The organism is Pseudomonas sp. B7(2017) (genome assembly GCF_002112745.1).
Lineage (GTDB): Bacteria > Pseudomonadota > Gammaproteobacteria > Pseudomonadales > Pseudomonadaceae > Aquipseudomonas > Aquipseudomonas ekonensis.
This window is the reverse complement of record NZ_NEIP01000014.1, coordinates 92562-107775: the sequence shown is the minus strand read 5'-3', so window position 1 is coordinate 107775 and position 15214 is coordinate 92562. Positions and strand designations below refer to the sequence as shown.

Genomic DNA, 15214 nt, shown 5'->3' with positions numbered 1-15214 from the left:
TTAATTCTCTTTCTCAATTGACAATCATTATCATTCAACATAATTTGTCGCTCGATGTGTAGGACGGCCCCGTCCCCAGGCGTCCCACTAACCTATTGGCAGCAAGGTGATTTCCATGACGGAACAAGTATCCACAAGCAGGTGCGATTCACCGCTACTTCAGGCCTTCGTCGACAACCGACTGATCCTGGTCAAGATTGCAGCCCGAATCACCGGCTGCCGGTCACGTGCCGAAGATGTGGTGCAGGATGCGTTCTTCCGACTGCAGTCGGCGCCGCCGATCACGTCGTCGATCAAGGCGCAATTGAGTTATCTGTTCCAGATCGTGCGCAACCTGGCCATCGACCACTACCGCAAGCAGGCGCTGGAGCAGAAGTACGCCGGCCCCGAAGAGGAAGGACTGAACGTGGTCATCCAGGGCGCTTCGCCGGAAACCTCGCACATCAACTTCTCGACCCTCGAAAACATTGCCGATGCGCTGACCGAGCTGCCCAGCCGCACCCGCTACGCCTTCGAGATGTACCGCCTGCACGGCGTGCCGCAGAAGGACATCGCCAAGGAACTGGGCGTATCACCGACCCTGGTCAACTTCATGATCCGCGACGCCCTGGTGCACTGTCGCAAAGTGTCGGGCAGCCGTCCCGCCATGGCCGCCCGCGGCTGACCGCACAAGCCTGCCCGCGAAAGCCTGCGGCCAGGCATCGCTGCACCGGCCGCCGATCTGCCTTCAATCAAGATCCCTGCGGGAGCCAGCCTGCCGGCGATGGCGTCACCGAAAACGCCATCGCCAGCCGTTGCTTGCGCAGGGATTTCGCTCACCTGCGGCAGCGGCAAAACCAGGCCCGGGAATCCCGGGCCCGCCCCTCACGCCAACGAACACCGGTCGAAGAACCGCTCACGCCCCAGAATCATCAGCGCCGCGCGCTTGTGCGGGAAATCGAATTCCTTTTCGCAGTGGAAGCACTGGTTGTGCATGTGGCCGATCATCTTCGCGTTGTCGGCACGCGGCTCGGCGACCACCCGCTGGGTGCGCGGATCGTCCAGGAACAGGTAATGCACCAGCGCCGACAGCCAGCTCGCCACCTTGTGCGGCCCGCGGTGGTTTTCCTCGCCGACCAGCATGTGGATGCCGCGGTCGTAGTTGTCCGGATCGTAGAAAGGAGCGATCCGGTCTTCCTTGGCCCAATAGGCCTCGAAATAGGCGAACGGCTGATCGTCGAAGCAACCGATCAGGGTCAGGGTGTGCGGATCGGCATCGAGTTTGGTCAGGTACTCGCGGTGCTGTTCGAGCGTGCCCTCCTCCTGCCAGAAGCTGGCCACCCGCGGGCTGTTCTGCCAACGGTTGAAACGCGCCAGATCCTGTTCGATCTCCACGGTGCGCAAGGAAATCCACGCGCCCAGGCGCGCATCGAAACGCCGGTACACCTCGCCGCGGGGCTTGGGCGGACGAAGCGGATGGCGCTTGCCTTGGCTGATGACCATCTGCTGCGGGTAGCTGCCGGTCATCGATGCGCCCAGCCAGGGCTGCGGCAATTGCCAGAACAGCGTGCGTTCGCAGCGGTATTCGCCGGCGGTCTCGGTGGCCACCAGCAGGCCGCTGAGCAAGGCCTCGGTCGGCGGCTGCTCCAGTTGCCAGACCAGTTGCCGGCGTGCCGGGTCACGGGCGAACAGCCAATAGCAGGCCGCCCACAACGCTTGCCCCAGCGGCAGCGCAAAGCGCTCATCGATCCGGATCGGCCCCTGCAGCTCGATGTCGAGGCGCAGGCGGATCAAGGGTTGTCCGTCCAGGCTCAGGCTCAGACGGCTTTCGGTGGCATCGGCTATCAATTGGCTGCCCGAAGGCAAGGCCAAGGCAACCAGATCATTCAGATTGGACATGGGTCGGGCTCACGGTAATCGTCGACAGCTCAACGATGGGACGTGAGCCGGGGCAGGAAATTTAGGCTGCAGGCAAAAACCTGCGGGTCAGGGGTGAGGCACCGGCACCACGGCGATCTTGTACGGATCGAAGATCTTCAGCATCTGCCCGTTGTCGCGCAGCCCTTGCAGCAGCTTGCCGAAGGTCTCACCGGTGATCGGCGCTACCGGTCGCAGGATGGCGTAGTGGTGGTAGATCTGGTCGATGCGCTGCGACACCAGCAGCTCGCCGCGCACCTTCTCGTTGCGCAGCAGGTAATCGCTCAGGTAGGAACGGGTGACCAGCGCGATGTCAGCGCGCCCGCGCAGCACCATCAACAGGTTGCTGTCGTGGGAGTAGGTCAGCGTGGCGTTGTAGTTCTGCGCCAGGTACTTGGGGTCGGCATTGAAGTTGGCGAATTCGTAGTGGTAGCCGCTGTACAGCGCCAAACGCTTGCCGCCGAGGTCGGCGAAGTAGCTTTGCTGCCGCCCGGGCGCCTGCTGGGCGACGAATATCTCGGCGTCCTCCAGGCCCATGTCGACGCTGGTATGGGGAATGTCCTTCCAGCCCCACTCGGGGTTCTCGAAGATGGCCATGTCGATCCGGCCTTGCTCGAAATCGCCGAAGCGCCGGGGAATCGACGTCGGCACCAGGACAAACTGATAGTCGCCCTGCAAGCGGTTCAGCGCCTCGACCAGTTGCGGCAGCAGGCCGGTGTCGGCCCCGTTCTCCGGGCGGATGGTGTACGGCGGAAAGTGCGCAGCGCCCACCCGCACCAATTGCGCCGCCTCAACCGGCAGCACCGAACACGCGAGCGCTGCGAGCAGAAACCCGGCGGCCTTGCGAACTGGCAAAGACTTCAAATCACCCCACTCCCCGAAAAAGAAACGTTCCCTGCATTCAAACTAGGCGTTTTCGCCCAGTTAGCCAGTTTCCCGGCCCCATAGAAAGCGCTCAGCGCTCTTCGAGCACCAGGATCAAGGCCTCTTCGGCCAACTGATCCAGGCTCAGGCCGCCGCCTTCGCGGAACCAGGTAGTGGTCCACGACAACGCCCCCGTGAGAAAACGTCGGGTCACGAACACATCGCCGCGGATGAACCCGGCCGCCTTGGCTTCGCCCAGCACCTGCAGCCAGAGGGCCTCGTAGATGTCGCGCAGGGCCAGCACCCGCGCCTGGCCTTCGTCCGACAGCGAACGCCATTCATAGACCAGCACCGCCATGGCCTCGCCGCTGCCGCCCATGATGGACTGGAGTTCGCAGCGGATCAGCGCCAGCACCCGTTCGCGCACGTTGCCGGCCTCGGCCAGCGAGGCGCGCATCAGGGCGGTGTTGTAGCGGATGGTCTCTTCCATCACCGCCCGCAGGATCTCGTCCTTGCTCTTGAAGTGATGGAAGATGCTGCCCGACTGGATGCCCACGGCACCGGCCAGGTCGCGCACGGTGGTGCGTTCGTAGCCTTTGTTGCGAAACAGGTGGGCCGCCACTTGCAGCAGCTTGCCGCGGGCGCTGTCCGGGTCGGTCAACTGGCCTGCGTCGACCAGTTCACGCATGACCCCCAGGGCTTTTTGCTCGTCCACCCGTTCTCTCCTACAGTCGATCAGTCTGCTGCGCCGGGAAACGCAGGGTTGCGCGGGCAATTTAAGCCGCCGGCCGCGCCCAAGCAAGCGCTTGGGCGGAAGATGATTCCACTGTTTACAAACCAAGCGCTTGCTTGGTAGCCTCGACGCACTTCTGTCGCAGGTTCCTGAGTCGGAGACAACGATGCCAACCGTGCCCACCGCTATCCGCATCGGATGCGCCAGCGCCTTCTGGGGCGACACCTCGACCGCCGCCGAGCAACTGGTCAAGGGCGGACGCCTGGACTACCTGGTGTTCGACTACCTGGCCGAAATCACCATGTCCATCATGGCCGGCGCCCGCCTGAAAGACCCCCAAGCCGGCTTCGCCGGCGACTTCATCGACATCCTCACTCCGCTGTTGCCGCAGTTGGCGCAGCAGCGCATCCGCGTCATCAGCAATGCCGGCGGGGTCAACCCCACCGCGTGCGCCGCCGCGCTGCAGGCCGCCTGCGACCGGGCCGGCGTGGACCTGAAGATCGCCGTGCTGCTGGGCGATGACCTGCAACCGCAGTTCAAGGGGCTCGGCACCCAAGGCATCACCGAGATGTTCAGCGGCGCCCCGCTGCCGCCCCTGTGCGTCTCGACCAACGCCTACCTCGGCGCGCCGGGCATCGTCGAGGCCCTGCGCCTGGGCGCCGACATCGTCATCACCGGGCGGGTGGTCGACAGCGCCGTGGTCAGCGCGGCGCTGGTGCACGGCTTCGGCTGGTCGTGGCACGACTACGACCGGCTGGCCCAGGCCGCCCTGGCCGGGCACATCATCGAATGCGGCGCCCAGTGCACCGGCGGCAACTTCACCGACTGGCGCGAGGTGCCGGACTACGAGCACATCGGCTTTCCGATCGTCGAAGTCGGCGCCGACGGCCAGTTCACCGTCAGCAAGCCCGAAGGCTCCGGCGGGCTGGTGACGCCGCTGACCGTGGGCGAGCAGATGCTGTACGAGATCGGCGATCCGCAGGCCTATCTGCTGCCCGATGTGATCTGCGACTTCACCCAGGTCAAACTCCAGCAGCAAGGCAAGAACGCCGTCCGCGTGCACGGCGCCAAAGGCCTGCCGCCCAGCGGCAAGTACAAGGTCAGCGCGACGTATCCGGACGGTTTCCGCTGCACCGCCAGTTGCCTGATCGCCGGCCTCGATGCGGTGGACAAGGCGCGGCGGGTCAGCCAGGCGATCATCGGCAAGACCGCGCAGATGCTGGAGCAGCGCGGCTGGGGCCCCTACAGCGAAGTCAACGTCGAATTGCTGGGCAGCGAAGCCACCTACGGCCCCCACGGCCGGCGCCGCGACAGCCGCGAAGTGGTGATCAAGCTCGCGGTGCGCCACCCGAACAAGCAGGCGCTGGTGCTGTTCTCCCGGGAAATCGCCCAGGCCGCCACCGGCATGGCGCCGGGGCTGACCGGCATCGTCGGCGGACGGCCGACGGTGTATCCGCTGATCCGGCTGTTCTCGTTCCTGATCGACAAGGACGCCTGCACCCTGCAGGTCGACATCGCCGGCGAACGCCATCCCTGCGCGTTGCCACCCCCGGACACCTTCAGCAGCGGCGACCTGCCCGTGCCCCACGAACCGCCCAAGCCCCAGGGCCGCGCCGACGCCAGCGTGCCGCTGGTGAAACTGGCCGTGGCGCGCTCCGGCGACAAGGGCGACCACAGCAACATCGGCGTGATGCCGCGCCGTCCCGAATACCTGCCGTGGATCGCCGAAGCGCTGACCCCGGCGGTGGTGGTGGACTGGATGGGCCATGTCCTCGACCCGATCCACGGGCGGGTCGAACGCTGGTACCTGCCCGGCACCCACAGCCTGAACTTTCTGCTGGAGAACGCCCTGGGCGGCGGCGGTGTGGCCAGCCTGCGGATCGACCCGCAAGGCAAGGCCTTCGCCCAGCAACTGCTGGAGATCCAGATCCCGGTGCCGCGAAGCATCGCCGAACAATTCGAATAAAAGGATGGCGCCATGGCTTACCGATCGATATTCAACGCCGGGCTGTTCGACGGCCAGACGGTCATCGTCACCGGCGGCGGCAGCGGCATCGGCCGCTGCACGGCCCATGAGCTGGCCGCCCTTGGGGCCACGGTGCTGCTGATCGGCCGCAAGCCCGAGAAGCTGCAGAAGGTCGCCGCCGAAATCACCGAGGACGGCGGCCGCGCACACTGGAAAGCCTGCGACATCCGCGACGAAGAAGCCGTGAAGGCAACGGTCGGCGAAATCATCCGCGAGCACGGGCCGATCCATGGCCTGGTCAACAACGCCGGCGGCCAGTACCCGTCGCCCCTGGCCTCGATCAATCAGAAAGGCTTCGAGACCGTGCTGCGCACCAACCTGGTCGGCGGTTTCCTGATGGCCCGGGAAGTGTTCAACCAGTCGATGGGCAAGCACGGCGGCAGCATTGTCAACATGCTCGCCGACATGTGGGGCGGCATGCCCGGCATGGGTCACTCGGGCGCTGCGCGCTCGGGCATGGAGAACTTCACCAAGACTGCCGCCTTCGAATGGGGCTGCGCCGGCGTGCGGGTCAACGCCGTGGCGCCGGGCTGGATCGCCTCCAGCGGCATGGACACCTATGAAGGCGCGTTCAAGGCCGTGATCCCGACCCTGCGCGAGCACGTGCCGCTCAAACGCATCGGTACCGAATCCGAGGTCAGCGCGGCGATCGTGTTCCTGTTGAGCCCGGCCGCCGCGTTCATCAGCGGCAGCACCGTGCGCATCGACGGCGCCGCCAGCCTCGGCAACCGCGCCTGGCCGCTGCACAAGGCAAGCCACAGCGAACCGTTCAACGGCTTCCACCGCGCCTACCTGCCCGACGTGCTCAAGGACAAGGAATAAGCCATGCCGTCCATTCAGTCCCTTCTCGATCCCCACAGCGAAGCCTTCGCCCGCAACCGCGCCGCGATGCTGGCCGCCGTCGAGCACGTGCAGCAGCTCGAACGCAACCTGCTGGACAAGGCCGCCGAAGCCAAGCCGAAATTCGACAAGCGCGGCCAGTTGCTGCCCCGCGAACGCCTCAACCTGCTGCTCGACCCCGGCTCGCCGTTCCTCGAACTGGCCAGCCTGGCCGGCTACAAGCTGCATGACGACAAGGACGGCAGCGCCGCCGGCGGCGGCCTGATCGCCGGGATCGGCCAGGTGTCCGGCGTGCGGGTGCTGGTGGTGGCCAACAACAGCGCGATCAAGGGCGGCACCATCTCCCCTTCCGGCCTGAAGAAATCCCTGCGCCTGCAACAGATCGCCCAGGAAAACAAACTGCCGGTGATCACCCTCGCCGAAAGCGGCGGCGCCAACCTCAACTATGCGGCGGAGATTTTCGTCGAAGGCGCGCGCAGCTTCGCCAACCAGGCGCGGATGTCGGCCATGGGCCTGCCGCAGATCACCGTGGTGCACGGCTCGGCCACCGCCGGCGGCGCCTACCAGCCGGGGCTGTCGGATTACGTGGTGGTGGTGCGGGGCAAGGCCAAGCTGTTTCTCGCCGGCCCTCCGCTGCTCAAGGCGGCCACCGGCGAAGTGGCCACGGACGAAGAACTGGGCGGAGCCGAAATGCACGCGCAGGTGGCGGGCACCGCCGAATACCTGGCGGAAAACGACGCCGACGGCATCCGTCAGGTGCGCGAGATCGTCAGCCTGCTGAACTGGAACGAACACCTGCCGTGGCGGCCCGCGCCGCCGTACAAGGAACCGCTCTACCCCATCGACGAACTGCTCGGGCTGATCCCGGACGACCCGAAGAAGCCCTATGACGTGCGCGAGATCATTGCGCGGATCGCCGACGAATCGCGCTTCCTGGAATTCAAGGGCGAGTTCGACTCGCAAACGGTCTGTGGCCACCTGAAGATCCAGGGCCGGGCCTGCGGCTTCATCGGCAACAACGGCCCGATCACCCCGGACGGCGCAAGCAAGGCGGCGCAGTTCATTCAACTGTGCGACCAGAGCCGCACGCCGTTGCTGTTCTTCCACAACACCACCGGCTTCATGGTCGGCACCGAGTCGGAACAGCGCGGGGTGATCAAGCACGGTTCCAAGCTGATCCAGGCGGTGGCCAACGCGCGGGTGCCGAAGCTGACCCTGGTCGTCGGCGGCTCCTACGGCGCCGGCAACTACGCGATGTGCGGGCGCGGCCTCGACCCGCGCTTCATCTTCGCCTGGCCCAACAGCCGCACCGCCGTGATGGGCGGCGCCCAGGCCGGCAAGGTGCTGCGCATCGTCACCGAAGCCCGGCAGCTCAAGGACGGTCTGGAGCCCGACCCGAAAATGCTCGACATGCTCGAACAGGCCACCGCGCAGAAACTCGACAGCCAGTCCACCGCCCTCTACGGCAGCGCCAACCTGTGGGACGACGGCCTGATCGACCCCCGCGACACCCGCATCCTGCTCGGCTACCTGCTGGACATCTGCCACGAGGCCGATCTGCGCACGTTGCAGCCCAACAGCTTCGGCGTCAGCCGGTTCTGACCCCCAACGGATCCTGAGGAGAACAACAACAATGATCTTCACCCCGGAACACGAAGCCCTGCGCCGCACCGTGCGCCAGTTCGTCGAACACGAGATCAACCCCCACGTCGAGGAATGGGAAAGGGCCGGACGCTTCCCGATCCACGAGATCTTCCGCAAGGCCGGCGAGCTGGGCCTGCTGGGCATCTCCAAGCCGGAGAAGTTCGGCGGCATGGGGCTGGACTACAGCTATTCGATCGTCGCCGCCGAAGAGTTCGGCACCATCCATTGCGGCGGCATCCCGATGTCCATCGGCGTGCAGACCGACATGTGCACCCCGGCCCTGGCCCGCTTCGGCTCCGATGAGCTGCGCGAGCAGTTCCTGCGCCCGGCCATCAGCGGCGAACAGGTGGGCTGCATCGGCGTCTCGGAGGTCGGCGCCGGCTCCGACGTCGCCGGGCTCAAGACCACCGCCCGCAAGGACGGCGACGACTACGTGATCAACGGCAGCAAGATGTGGATCACCAACTCGCCGAGCGCCGATTTCATCTGCCTGCTGGCCAACACCTCGGACGACAAGCCCCACGTCAACAAATCCCTGATCATGGTGCCGATGGACACGCCCGGCATCAGCCTCAGCCCGCACCTGGACAAGCTCGGCATGCGCAGCTCGGAGACCGCCCAGGTGTTCTTCGACGACGTGCGCGTGCCGCAGCGCAACCGCATCGGCCACGAAGGCGCCGGGTTCATGATGCAGATGCTGCAGTTCCAGGAAGAACGCCTGTTCGGCGCGGCGAACATGATCAAGGGGCTGGAGTATTGCGTCGACAGCACCATCGAGTACTGCAAGGAACGCAAGACCTTCGGCAACGCGCTGATCGACAACCAGGTGATCCACTTCCGCCTCGCTGAGCTGCAGACCGAAATCGAATGCCTGCGGGCACTGGTCTACCAGGCCACCGAACAGTACGTGAAAGGTCAGGACGTCACCCGCCTGGCGTCGATGGCCAAGCTCAAGGCCGGGCGCCTCGGGCGCGAGGTCAGCGACAGCTGCCTGCAGTACTGGGGCGGCATGGGCTACATGTGGGACAACCCGGTGGCCCGCGCCTACCGCGACGTGCGGCTGGTGTCGATCGGCGGCGGCGCCGACGAGATCATGCTGGGGATCATCTGCAAGCTGATGGGCATCCTGCCGGGGAAACGCCCATGAGCGCCCTGCCCGATTGCGCGACGCTGCTGCTGGAGCCGCACAACGGCGTGCTGCACATCACCCTCAACCGCCCCGACAGCCGCAATGCCATGAGCCTGCAGATGGTCGCCGAACTGCGCGCCGCACTGGCGGCGGTGCGGGACGACCGCAGCGTGCGGGCGATCGTGCTCAGCGGCGCCGGCGGCCATTTCTGCGCCGGCGGCGACATCAAGGACATGGCCAACGCCCGCGCACAAGGCGGCCAAGCCTACCGCGACCTGAACCGTGCGTTCGGCGCCCTGCTGCAAGAGGCGCAGCACGTGCCGCAAGTGCTGATCACCGTCCTGCAAGGCGCCGTGCTGGGCGGCGGTTTCGGCCTGGCTTGCGTCAGCGACATCGCCATGGCCGACCATCAGGCCCAGTTCGGCCTGCCGGAAACCAGCCTCGGCCTGCTGCCGGCGCAGATCGCACCGTTCGTGGTGCAGCGCATCGGCCTCACCGAAACCCGGCGCCTGGCCCTGACCGCCGCCCGCTTCGACGGCCACCAGGCCCGGCGCATGGGGCTGGTGCACTTCGTCGAGCAGGACCCGCAAGCCCTGGCCGAGCGCCTGGATGAAGTGCTCGAGCACGTGCTGTGCTGCGCCCCGGAAGCGAACGCCATGACCAAAAAACTATTGCTGGCCAGCGCCGGGCAACCTGGCGCCGAACTGCTGGACGAAGCGGCGCAATGGTTCAGCGAGGCGGTGACCGGCGCCGAAGGCACCGAAGGCACGCTGGCCTTCCTGCAAAAGCGCAAGCCGAAGTGGGCGACTTGAACCACGCTCCCGCCGTGCCGACCTGCACCGCAAACCCATGTGGGAGCGCGCCTGCTTGCGATGAGGCCCGCCCTTCCAACGCGACATTCCAGGGAAAACCGTCATGCCCGCCCTCCACAAGATCCTGATCGCCAACCGCGGCGAGATCGCCTGCCGGATCCAGCGCACCGCCCAGTCCCTCGGCTATCGCACGGTGGCGGTGTTCAGCGACGCCGACGCCGATGCCCTGCATGTGCTGATGGCCGACCAGGCCGTGCACATCGGTCCTGCGCCGGTGCAGCAGTCCTACCTGAACATCGCCGCGATCCTCGACGCGGCCCGGCGCAGCGGCGCCGATGCGGTGCATCCCGGCTACGGCTTCCTTTCGGAGAACGCCGACTTCGCCCGGGCCTGCGAACAGGCCGGCCTGACCTTCATCGGCCCGGACGCCGACGCCATCGAACTGATGGGCAGCAAGCGCCGCTCGAAAATCGCCATGCTCGCCGCCGGCGTCCCCTGCGTCGCCGGCTACCAAGGCGCGGAACAGGACGACGCGACGCTGCTGCGCGAAGCCGAGCGCATCGGCTATCCGCTGATGATCAAGGCCAGCGCCGGCGGCGGCGGACGCGGCATGCGCCTGGTGGAGGACGCGCAAGCGCTGCCCGCGCAACTGCGCACCGCCCGCTCCGAAGCGCTCAACGCCTTCGGCAGCGACGAGCTGATCCTGGAACAGGCGCTGGTGGAGCCGCGCCACGTCGAGTTTCAAGTGTTCGGTGACCGCCACGGCCACCTGATCCACCTGGGCGAACGCGATTGCTCGGTCCAGCGCCGCCATCAGAAGGTCATCGAAGAAGCCCCTTGCCCGGTGATGACCCCGGCCCTGCGCGAAGCCATGGGCGCGGCGGCGATCAAGGCCGCACGCGCCGTCGACTACGTGGGGGCCGGCACCGTGGAGTTTCTGCTCGACGCCCAGGGGCGCTTCTACTTTCTGGAGATGAACACCCGGTTGCAGGTCGAGCACCCGGTGACCGAACTCATCACCGGACAAGACCTGGTGGCCTGGCAATTGGCGGTCGCCGAGGGCCGGCCGCTGCCGCTGACCCAGGAACAGGTCAGGCTCGACGGCCATGCGATGGAGGTGCGCCTGTATGCCGAAGACCCGGCACAGGGCTTTCTGCCGCAGACCGGACGCGTCCTGGCCTGGGAGCCGGCGCTGGGGCACGGTGCGCGCATCGATCACGGCCTGACGGAAAACCGGCTCATCAGCCCCTTCTACGACCCGATGCTCGGCAAACTGATCGCCCATGGCGCCACGCGGGAAGAGGCGCGGCGCAAGTTGCTGCGGGCGGTGCAGGACAGTGTGCTGCTCGGCGTGCACAGCAACCAGCGCCTGCTGGCCGGCCTGCTGCAGCACCCGCAGTTCATCGACGGCCGTTTCGACACCGGGTTCATCCCCCGGCATTTCACCGATCACCCCTGCCTGCGGCCGCAGACGCCGGGCGCCGAGGAACTGGCCATCGCCACCGTGCTGTTCCATCGGCGCAGCGCCCAGGCGCATCGCCCGGCGCTGGCCGACTGGCGCAACAACACGGGCGTGGCGGTCGGCTACCGGCTCGGCCTGGAGGAGCAGACCTGGAACGTGCAACTGCTGGCCGGCCCCGGCGGCCGGTTTGAGGTCGAGACGCCCGGACGCCGCCTCCAGGCGATACTCGTCGAACAGGACGAACGCCACGTGACGCTGCAGATCGACGGCCTGCGCCAGCGCCATGCCTATCGCCTGGAGGACGAGCGGCTCTGGCTGTTCACCGACGCCGGCAGCCTGTGCCTGGCGGATCGAACTCATGCGGTGATCGACAGTCAGACCAGCGTCGGTTCCGGCACGCTGAAGGCACCCATGGACGGCGCCATCGTCGACGTGCTGGTCAGCGAGGGCAGCCCGGTCAGCAAGGGGCAACTGCTGGTGGTGCTGGAGGCGATGAAAATGGAGCACCCGCTCAAGGCCGGCATCGACGGCGTGCTCAAGCGGGTGCAGGTCAAGGTCGGCGATCAGGTGAAGAATCGTCAGGTTCTGTTGCAGGTCGAGTGAGTCGCCAGGCGCATCCGCAGGGTTTGGCTACGCTCTGAACTATCGGAACGTACACATCAGGAACCCTGCGATGCCCCATTGGCTGGTCATTGATCTGGAAGCCACCACCGACGAGGGTGGCTGGCCGGTTACGGAAATGGAGATCATCGAGATCGGCGCCACCCTGGTCGACCGCGCCGGCCGCGAGCGCGATCACTTCCAGCGCTTCGTCAAACCGCTGCGCCGGCCCTTGCTGACGCCGTTCTGCCGCGAACTCACCCACATCACCCAGGCCAACATCGATTCGGCGCAGACCTTGAGCGAGGTCTGGCCGGCCTTCGAACGCTGGCTCGGCCAGCACCGCACGCGCCTGGAAGGCTGGGCCAGCTGGGGCGACTACGACCGCAAGCAGCTGCTCCAGGAATGGCAGCGCCTGCGACTCGACAGCGCCCTGAGCCAGGTGCCGCACATGAACCTCAAGCAGCGCTTCGCCAAGGCCCGGCGCCTGGAACGGCCCCTGGGGCTCAACGGCGCCCTGCAACTGGCCGGCCTGCAGTTCAGTGGCCAGCAGCACCGGGCCCTGGAAGACGCCCGCAACACCGCCCGTTTGCTGCCGCTGGTGCTGCCGCTTTAGACAGATGACGGCGTCGGATGCCTTGTGCATACTGGCCGGCCCTTTTTGACCCTTTTCGAGGAATCGCCCATGTTCAAAGTCAACGAGTACTTCGACGGCACCGTCAAATCGATCGCGTTCGGCACCGCTGAAGGCCCCGCGACCATCGGCGTCATGGCTCCGGGCGAGTACGAATTCGGCACGGCCCAGCGCGAAATCATGCACGTGGTGTCGGGTGCGCTGACCGTCAAGCTGCCGGACAGCAACGAGTGGGAAACCTTCGCCGCCGGCAGCCAGTTCAATGTACCGGCCAACAGCAAGTTCCAGCTGAAAGTGGCCGTCGACACCGCTTACCTCTGCGAATACCGCGGCTGATCGACGGATCGCACCACAAACAAAAATGCCCGTGTCCAAGGACACGGGCATTTTTGTTTGTGGGCCGGTTACTCGAGGATTTCCACCGGCATGCCGACTTCCAGCCGGCCGTTGCCGTCGTTCACCAGGTTCTGCCCGAACATCGCGCCGTCGGCCTGGGCGCGGGTCTTCTGCAGGGTCGCCAGCGGTTCGCGGTCGGCGCTGCGCTCGCCGGTCTTGGGGTCGATCGTCGTCAGAATGCAGCGGGAGCAGGACTTGACCACGCGCAACTCCACCTCACCGATGCGGATCCGCTTCCAGCCGTCCTCGGCATAGGCCTCGCTGCCTTCGATCACCAGGTTGGGCCGAAAGCGCAGCATTTCCAGGGGACGCCCGACCTCTTGCGACAAATGCTGCAAGGACGCTTCACCGATCAGCAACAGCGGAAAGCCGTCGGCGAACGCCACCTGGTCATCATCCTTGCCGTAACCGGCCTGGGTGATGCGGGCGCGATCCAGGGGCACCTGCACCAGCCGCGTCGGTTTGCCGATGAAGTCGCTGACCCACCGGGCCGCCTCGTCGCCGGCATCCGGCACGCGCAGGGTGTCGCGCCAGATGGTCACGCCGCGCAGGTCGGCCGCGTCGCCGGGCACCGCGACATCGATGGCCCCGTGGCCCGCAGCGCTGAGGGTCAGCCCGCCTGCGGGATTCCACAGCGCCGACAGCTGGCTCATCTTCGCTTCGGCGCGCTGGGTGAGGAAACGCCCGCTGGGCTCGTCCACCAGCATCCAGCGTCGGTCACCTTCAAGCCCCAGCTTGTCCAGGCCGATCCCTTGCAGGACCTCGGCCTTGCCGGATTTCAACGGGTAACGGTAAAGCGCGCTCAGACGCAGCATGGCCAACTCCCTGGAGGGTAAAGAACGCCACCCTATACGAGCCGGCCGTTGAATCAAAGCCCCAATGCGGCGACGCAGAACCCGCCCGTGATCAGGCCGACACTTCGTCGAGCATCAGCCGTTGGCGCACCACGTCGACCAGCTTGTCCGGCTGGAACTTGGAGAGGAAGTTGTCGCAGCCCACCTTCTTCACCATCGAGTCGTTGAAGCTGCCGGACAGCGAGGTGTGCAGCACCACATACAGGCCACGCAGGCGCGGGTCGTTGCGGATTTCGGTGGTCAGACGGTAGCCGTCCATTTCCGGCATTTCCGCGTCGGTGAAGACCATCAGCAGTTTGTCGGTCATGTTCGCGCCGCTGTCGGCCCAGGACTTGAGCAGGTTCAGGGCCTTGAGGCCATCGCTGGCGATGTGCATCTTCACGCCCAGCTGGCCGAGGGTGTCGCGCAGCTGCGACAGGGCGACGTTGGAGTCGTCCACCAGCAGTACTTCGCGGCCCCGGGCACGTTCCAGCACCGGATCGTCAAGCTTGTCCCGCGACACTTTGGCGTTGTAGGGCACGATTTCGGCCAGCACCTTTTCGACGTCGATGATTTCCACCAGTTGATCGTCGACCTTGCTGATCGCGGTCAGGTAATGCTGGCGGCCGGCGCTGGTCGGCGGCGGCAGGATGGCTTCCCAGTTCATGTTGACGATGCGGTCCACGCCGCCCACCAGGAACGCCTGCACCGAACGGTTGTATTCGGTGACGATGATGGTGCTGTTCGGGCCCGGCACCAGCGGGCGCATGCCGATGGCCTGGGACAGGTCGATCACCGGCAGGGTCTGGCCGCGCAGGTTGACCACGCCGCAGACGAACGGGTGACGCTGGGGCATCAGGGTCAGCTTGGGCAGTTGCAGGACTTCCTGCACCTTGAATACGTTGATCGCGAACAGTTGGCGCCCGGCCAGCCGAAACATGAGAATTTCCAGGCGATTCTCACCCACCAGTTGCGTGCGTTGGTCTACCGTGTCGAGAATGCCGGCCATCAATGACTCCTGGGCTTGTTCTGATGAATTCACTACTAAAAGGGGTTATCGGCTGCACGGGCCGGATCTTGATCCCCGGCCGCAAGACTGCAAAATGCCACGTCAAAGCATTGATGTCACATTAACATCATGGTTTACTGGCCCCGAGTTTTCATCTGCTGAACTCCCACCGGCGCGACCTCGTTTTTCGCGCCGGGTTCCCGTGCCTAAGGGAATCCCCTAGTAACAATCAGGCCCAACCTGATGTTCGCAGTATCCAATAGCCATTAATGTGACGCCATTCTCATTGCATGAACGGAGTCAGGCTTTTGTGTGCGATCGCAGGTCAGTGGTTCA

The 15214-nt window shown here is 65.8% G+C and carries 14 protein-coding genes; 9 read left to right on the top strand and 5 right to left on the bottom strand.

Annotated elements, in window-relative coordinates; genetic code table 11:
* Positions 1-115 precede the first annotated feature (115 nt).
* Entirely contained in the window at positions 116-664 is a 549-nt protein-coding gene (locus tag CAG29_RS22180) for an RNA polymerase factor sigma-70 (RefSeq protein ID WP_085577927.1), read from the top strand.
* A gap of 200 nt (positions 665-864) precedes the next feature.
* On the opposite strand, the gene CAG29_RS22175 is transcribed toward CAG29_RS22180, so the two are convergent.
* The 3 genes from CAG29_RS22175 to CAG29_RS22165 all read right to left on the bottom strand — a co-directional run bounded on the left by CAG29_RS22175 (position 865) and on the right by CAG29_RS22165 (position 3475).
* Entirely contained in the window at positions 865-1878 is a 1014-nt protein-coding gene (locus tag CAG29_RS22175; RefSeq protein WP_085695143.1) for a GNAT family N-acetyltransferase, read from the bottom strand.
* Positions 1879-1965: 87 nt separating this feature from the next.
* A complete protein-coding gene (locus tag CAG29_RS22170) occupies positions 1966-2760 on the bottom strand; it encodes an ABC transporter substrate-binding protein (RefSeq protein ID WP_085577929.1) in 795 nt (264 codons plus the stop codon).
* A 91-nt stretch (positions 2761-2851) separates the two neighbouring features.
* A complete protein-coding gene (locus tag CAG29_RS22165; protein WP_085577930.1) occupies positions 2852-3475 on the bottom strand; it encodes a TetR/AcrR family transcriptional regulator in 624 nt (207 codons plus the stop codon).
* A 184-nt stretch (positions 3476-3659) separates the two neighbouring features.
* Here CAG29_RS22165 and CAG29_RS22160 point away from each other — a divergent pair, with 184 nt between their 5' ends.
* The 8 genes from CAG29_RS22160 (at position 3660) to CAG29_RS22125 (ending at position 12976) form a co-directional block, all read left to right on the top strand.
* A complete protein-coding gene (locus tag CAG29_RS22160; RefSeq protein WP_371857689.1) occupies positions 3660-5459 on the top strand; it encodes an acyclic terpene utilization AtuA family protein in 1800 nt (599 codons plus the stop codon).
* Positions 5460-5471: 12 nt separating this feature from the next.
* Positions 5472-6341 (top strand): SDR family oxidoreductase, encoded by an 870-nt coding sequence (locus CAG29_RS22155; RefSeq protein ID WP_085629858.1) that lies wholly within the window; start codon positions 5472-5474, stop codon positions 6339-6341.
* A 3-nt stretch (positions 6342-6344) separates the two neighbouring features.
* Complete coding sequence (gene atuC / locus CAG29_RS22150; protein ID WP_085577932.1) at positions 6345-7961, top strand: geranyl-CoA carboxylase subunit beta; 1617 nt, start codon at positions 6345-6347, stop codon at positions 7959-7961.
* A 31-nt stretch (positions 7962-7992) separates the two neighbouring features.
* A complete protein-coding gene (gene atuD, locus CAG29_RS22145; protein WP_085640448.1) occupies positions 7993-9150 on the top strand; it encodes a citronellyl-CoA dehydrogenase in 1158 nt (385 codons plus the stop codon).
* The gene (locus tag CAG29_RS22140; protein WP_085629854.1) at positions 9147-9944 is read left to right on the top strand and encodes an enoyl-CoA hydratase/isomerase family protein; all 798 of its coding nucleotides are present in this window, start codon (positions 9147-9149) and stop codon (positions 9942-9944) included. Before atuD ends, CAG29_RS22140 begins: the two co-directional genes overlap by 4 nt.
* Before the next feature lie 103 nt (positions 9945-10047).
* The gene (locus CAG29_RS22135; protein WP_085656869.1) at positions 10048-12009 is read left to right on the top strand and encodes an acetyl/propionyl/methylcrotonyl-CoA carboxylase subunit alpha; all 1962 of its coding nucleotides are present in this window, start codon (positions 10048-10050) and stop codon (positions 12007-12009) included.
* A 70-nt stretch (positions 12010-12079) separates the two neighbouring features.
* On the top strand, positions 12080-12622 hold the full coding sequence (locus tag CAG29_RS22130) for an exonuclease domain-containing protein (RefSeq protein WP_085695142.1): 543 nt from the start codon (positions 12080-12082) through the stop codon (positions 12620-12622).
* A gap of 69 nt (positions 12623-12691) precedes the next feature.
* Positions 12692-12976, top strand: coding sequence for a pyrimidine/purine nucleoside phosphorylase (locus CAG29_RS22125; RefSeq protein ID WP_085577937.1), 285 nt, complete (start codon positions 12692-12694; stop codon positions 12974-12976).
* Positions 12977-13044: 68 nt separating this feature from the next.
* On the opposite strand, the gene CAG29_RS22120 is transcribed toward CAG29_RS22125, so the two are convergent.
* Both CAG29_RS22120 and CAG29_RS22115 read right to left on the bottom strand, forming a co-directional pair.
* Positions 13045-13851, bottom strand: a complete 807-nt coding sequence (locus tag CAG29_RS22120) for an MOSC domain-containing protein (RefSeq protein WP_085695141.1) — start codon at positions 13849-13851, stop codon at positions 13045-13047.
* Between the two features lie 91 nt (positions 13852-13942).
* The gene (locus CAG29_RS22115) at positions 13943-14878 is read right to left on the bottom strand and encodes a chemotaxis protein CheV (RefSeq protein WP_085695140.1); all 936 of its coding nucleotides are present in this window, start codon (positions 14876-14878) and stop codon (positions 13943-13945) included.
* Positions 14879-15214 lie beyond the last annotated feature (336 nt).

Bases quoted from the DNA above. Each gene is read 5' to 3' on its own strand.
- CAG29_RS22180 (WP_085577927.1), top strand. From the start codon at position 116: ATGACGGAACAAGTATCCACAAGCAGGTGCGATTCACCGCTACTTCAG.
- CAG29_RS22175 (WP_085695143.1), bottom strand. From the start codon at position 1,878: ATGTCCAATCTGAATGATCTGGTTGCCTTGGCCTTGCCTTCGGGCAGC.
- CAG29_RS22160 (WP_371857689.1), top strand. From the start codon at position 3,660: ATGCCAACCGTGCCCACCGCTATCCGCATCGGATGCGCCAGCGCCTTC.
- CAG29_RS22155 (WP_085629858.1), top strand. From the start codon at position 5,472: ATGGCTTACCGATCGATATTCAACGCCGGGCTGTTCGACGGCCAGACG.
- atuC (WP_085577932.1), top strand. From the start codon at position 6,345: ATGCCGTCCATTCAGTCCCTTCTCGATCCCCACAGCGAAGCCTTCGCC.
- atuD (WP_085640448.1), top strand. From the start codon at position 7,993: ATGATCTTCACCCCGGAACACGAAGCCCTGCGCCGCACCGTGCGCCAG.
- CAG29_RS22140 (WP_085629854.1), top strand. From the start codon at position 9,147: ATGAGCGCCCTGCCCGATTGCGCGACGCTGCTGCTGGAGCCGCACAAC.
- CAG29_RS22135 (WP_085656869.1), top strand. From the start codon at position 10,048: ATGCCCGCCCTCCACAAGATCCTGATCGCCAACCGCGGCGAGATCGCC.
- CAG29_RS22130 (WP_085695142.1), top strand. From the start codon at position 12,080: ATGCCCCATTGGCTGGTCATTGATCTGGAAGCCACCACCGACGAGGGT.
- CAG29_RS22125 (WP_085577937.1), top strand. From the start codon at position 12,692: ATGTTCAAAGTCAACGAGTACTTCGACGGCACCGTCAAATCGATCGCG.
- CAG29_RS22120 (WP_085695141.1), bottom strand. From the start codon at position 13,851: ATGCTGCGTCTGAGCGCGCTTTACCGTTACCCGTTGAAATCCGGCAAG.
- CAG29_RS22115 (WP_085695140.1), bottom strand. From the start codon at position 14,878: ATGGCCGGCATTCTCGACACGGTAGACCAACGCACGCAACTGGTGGGT.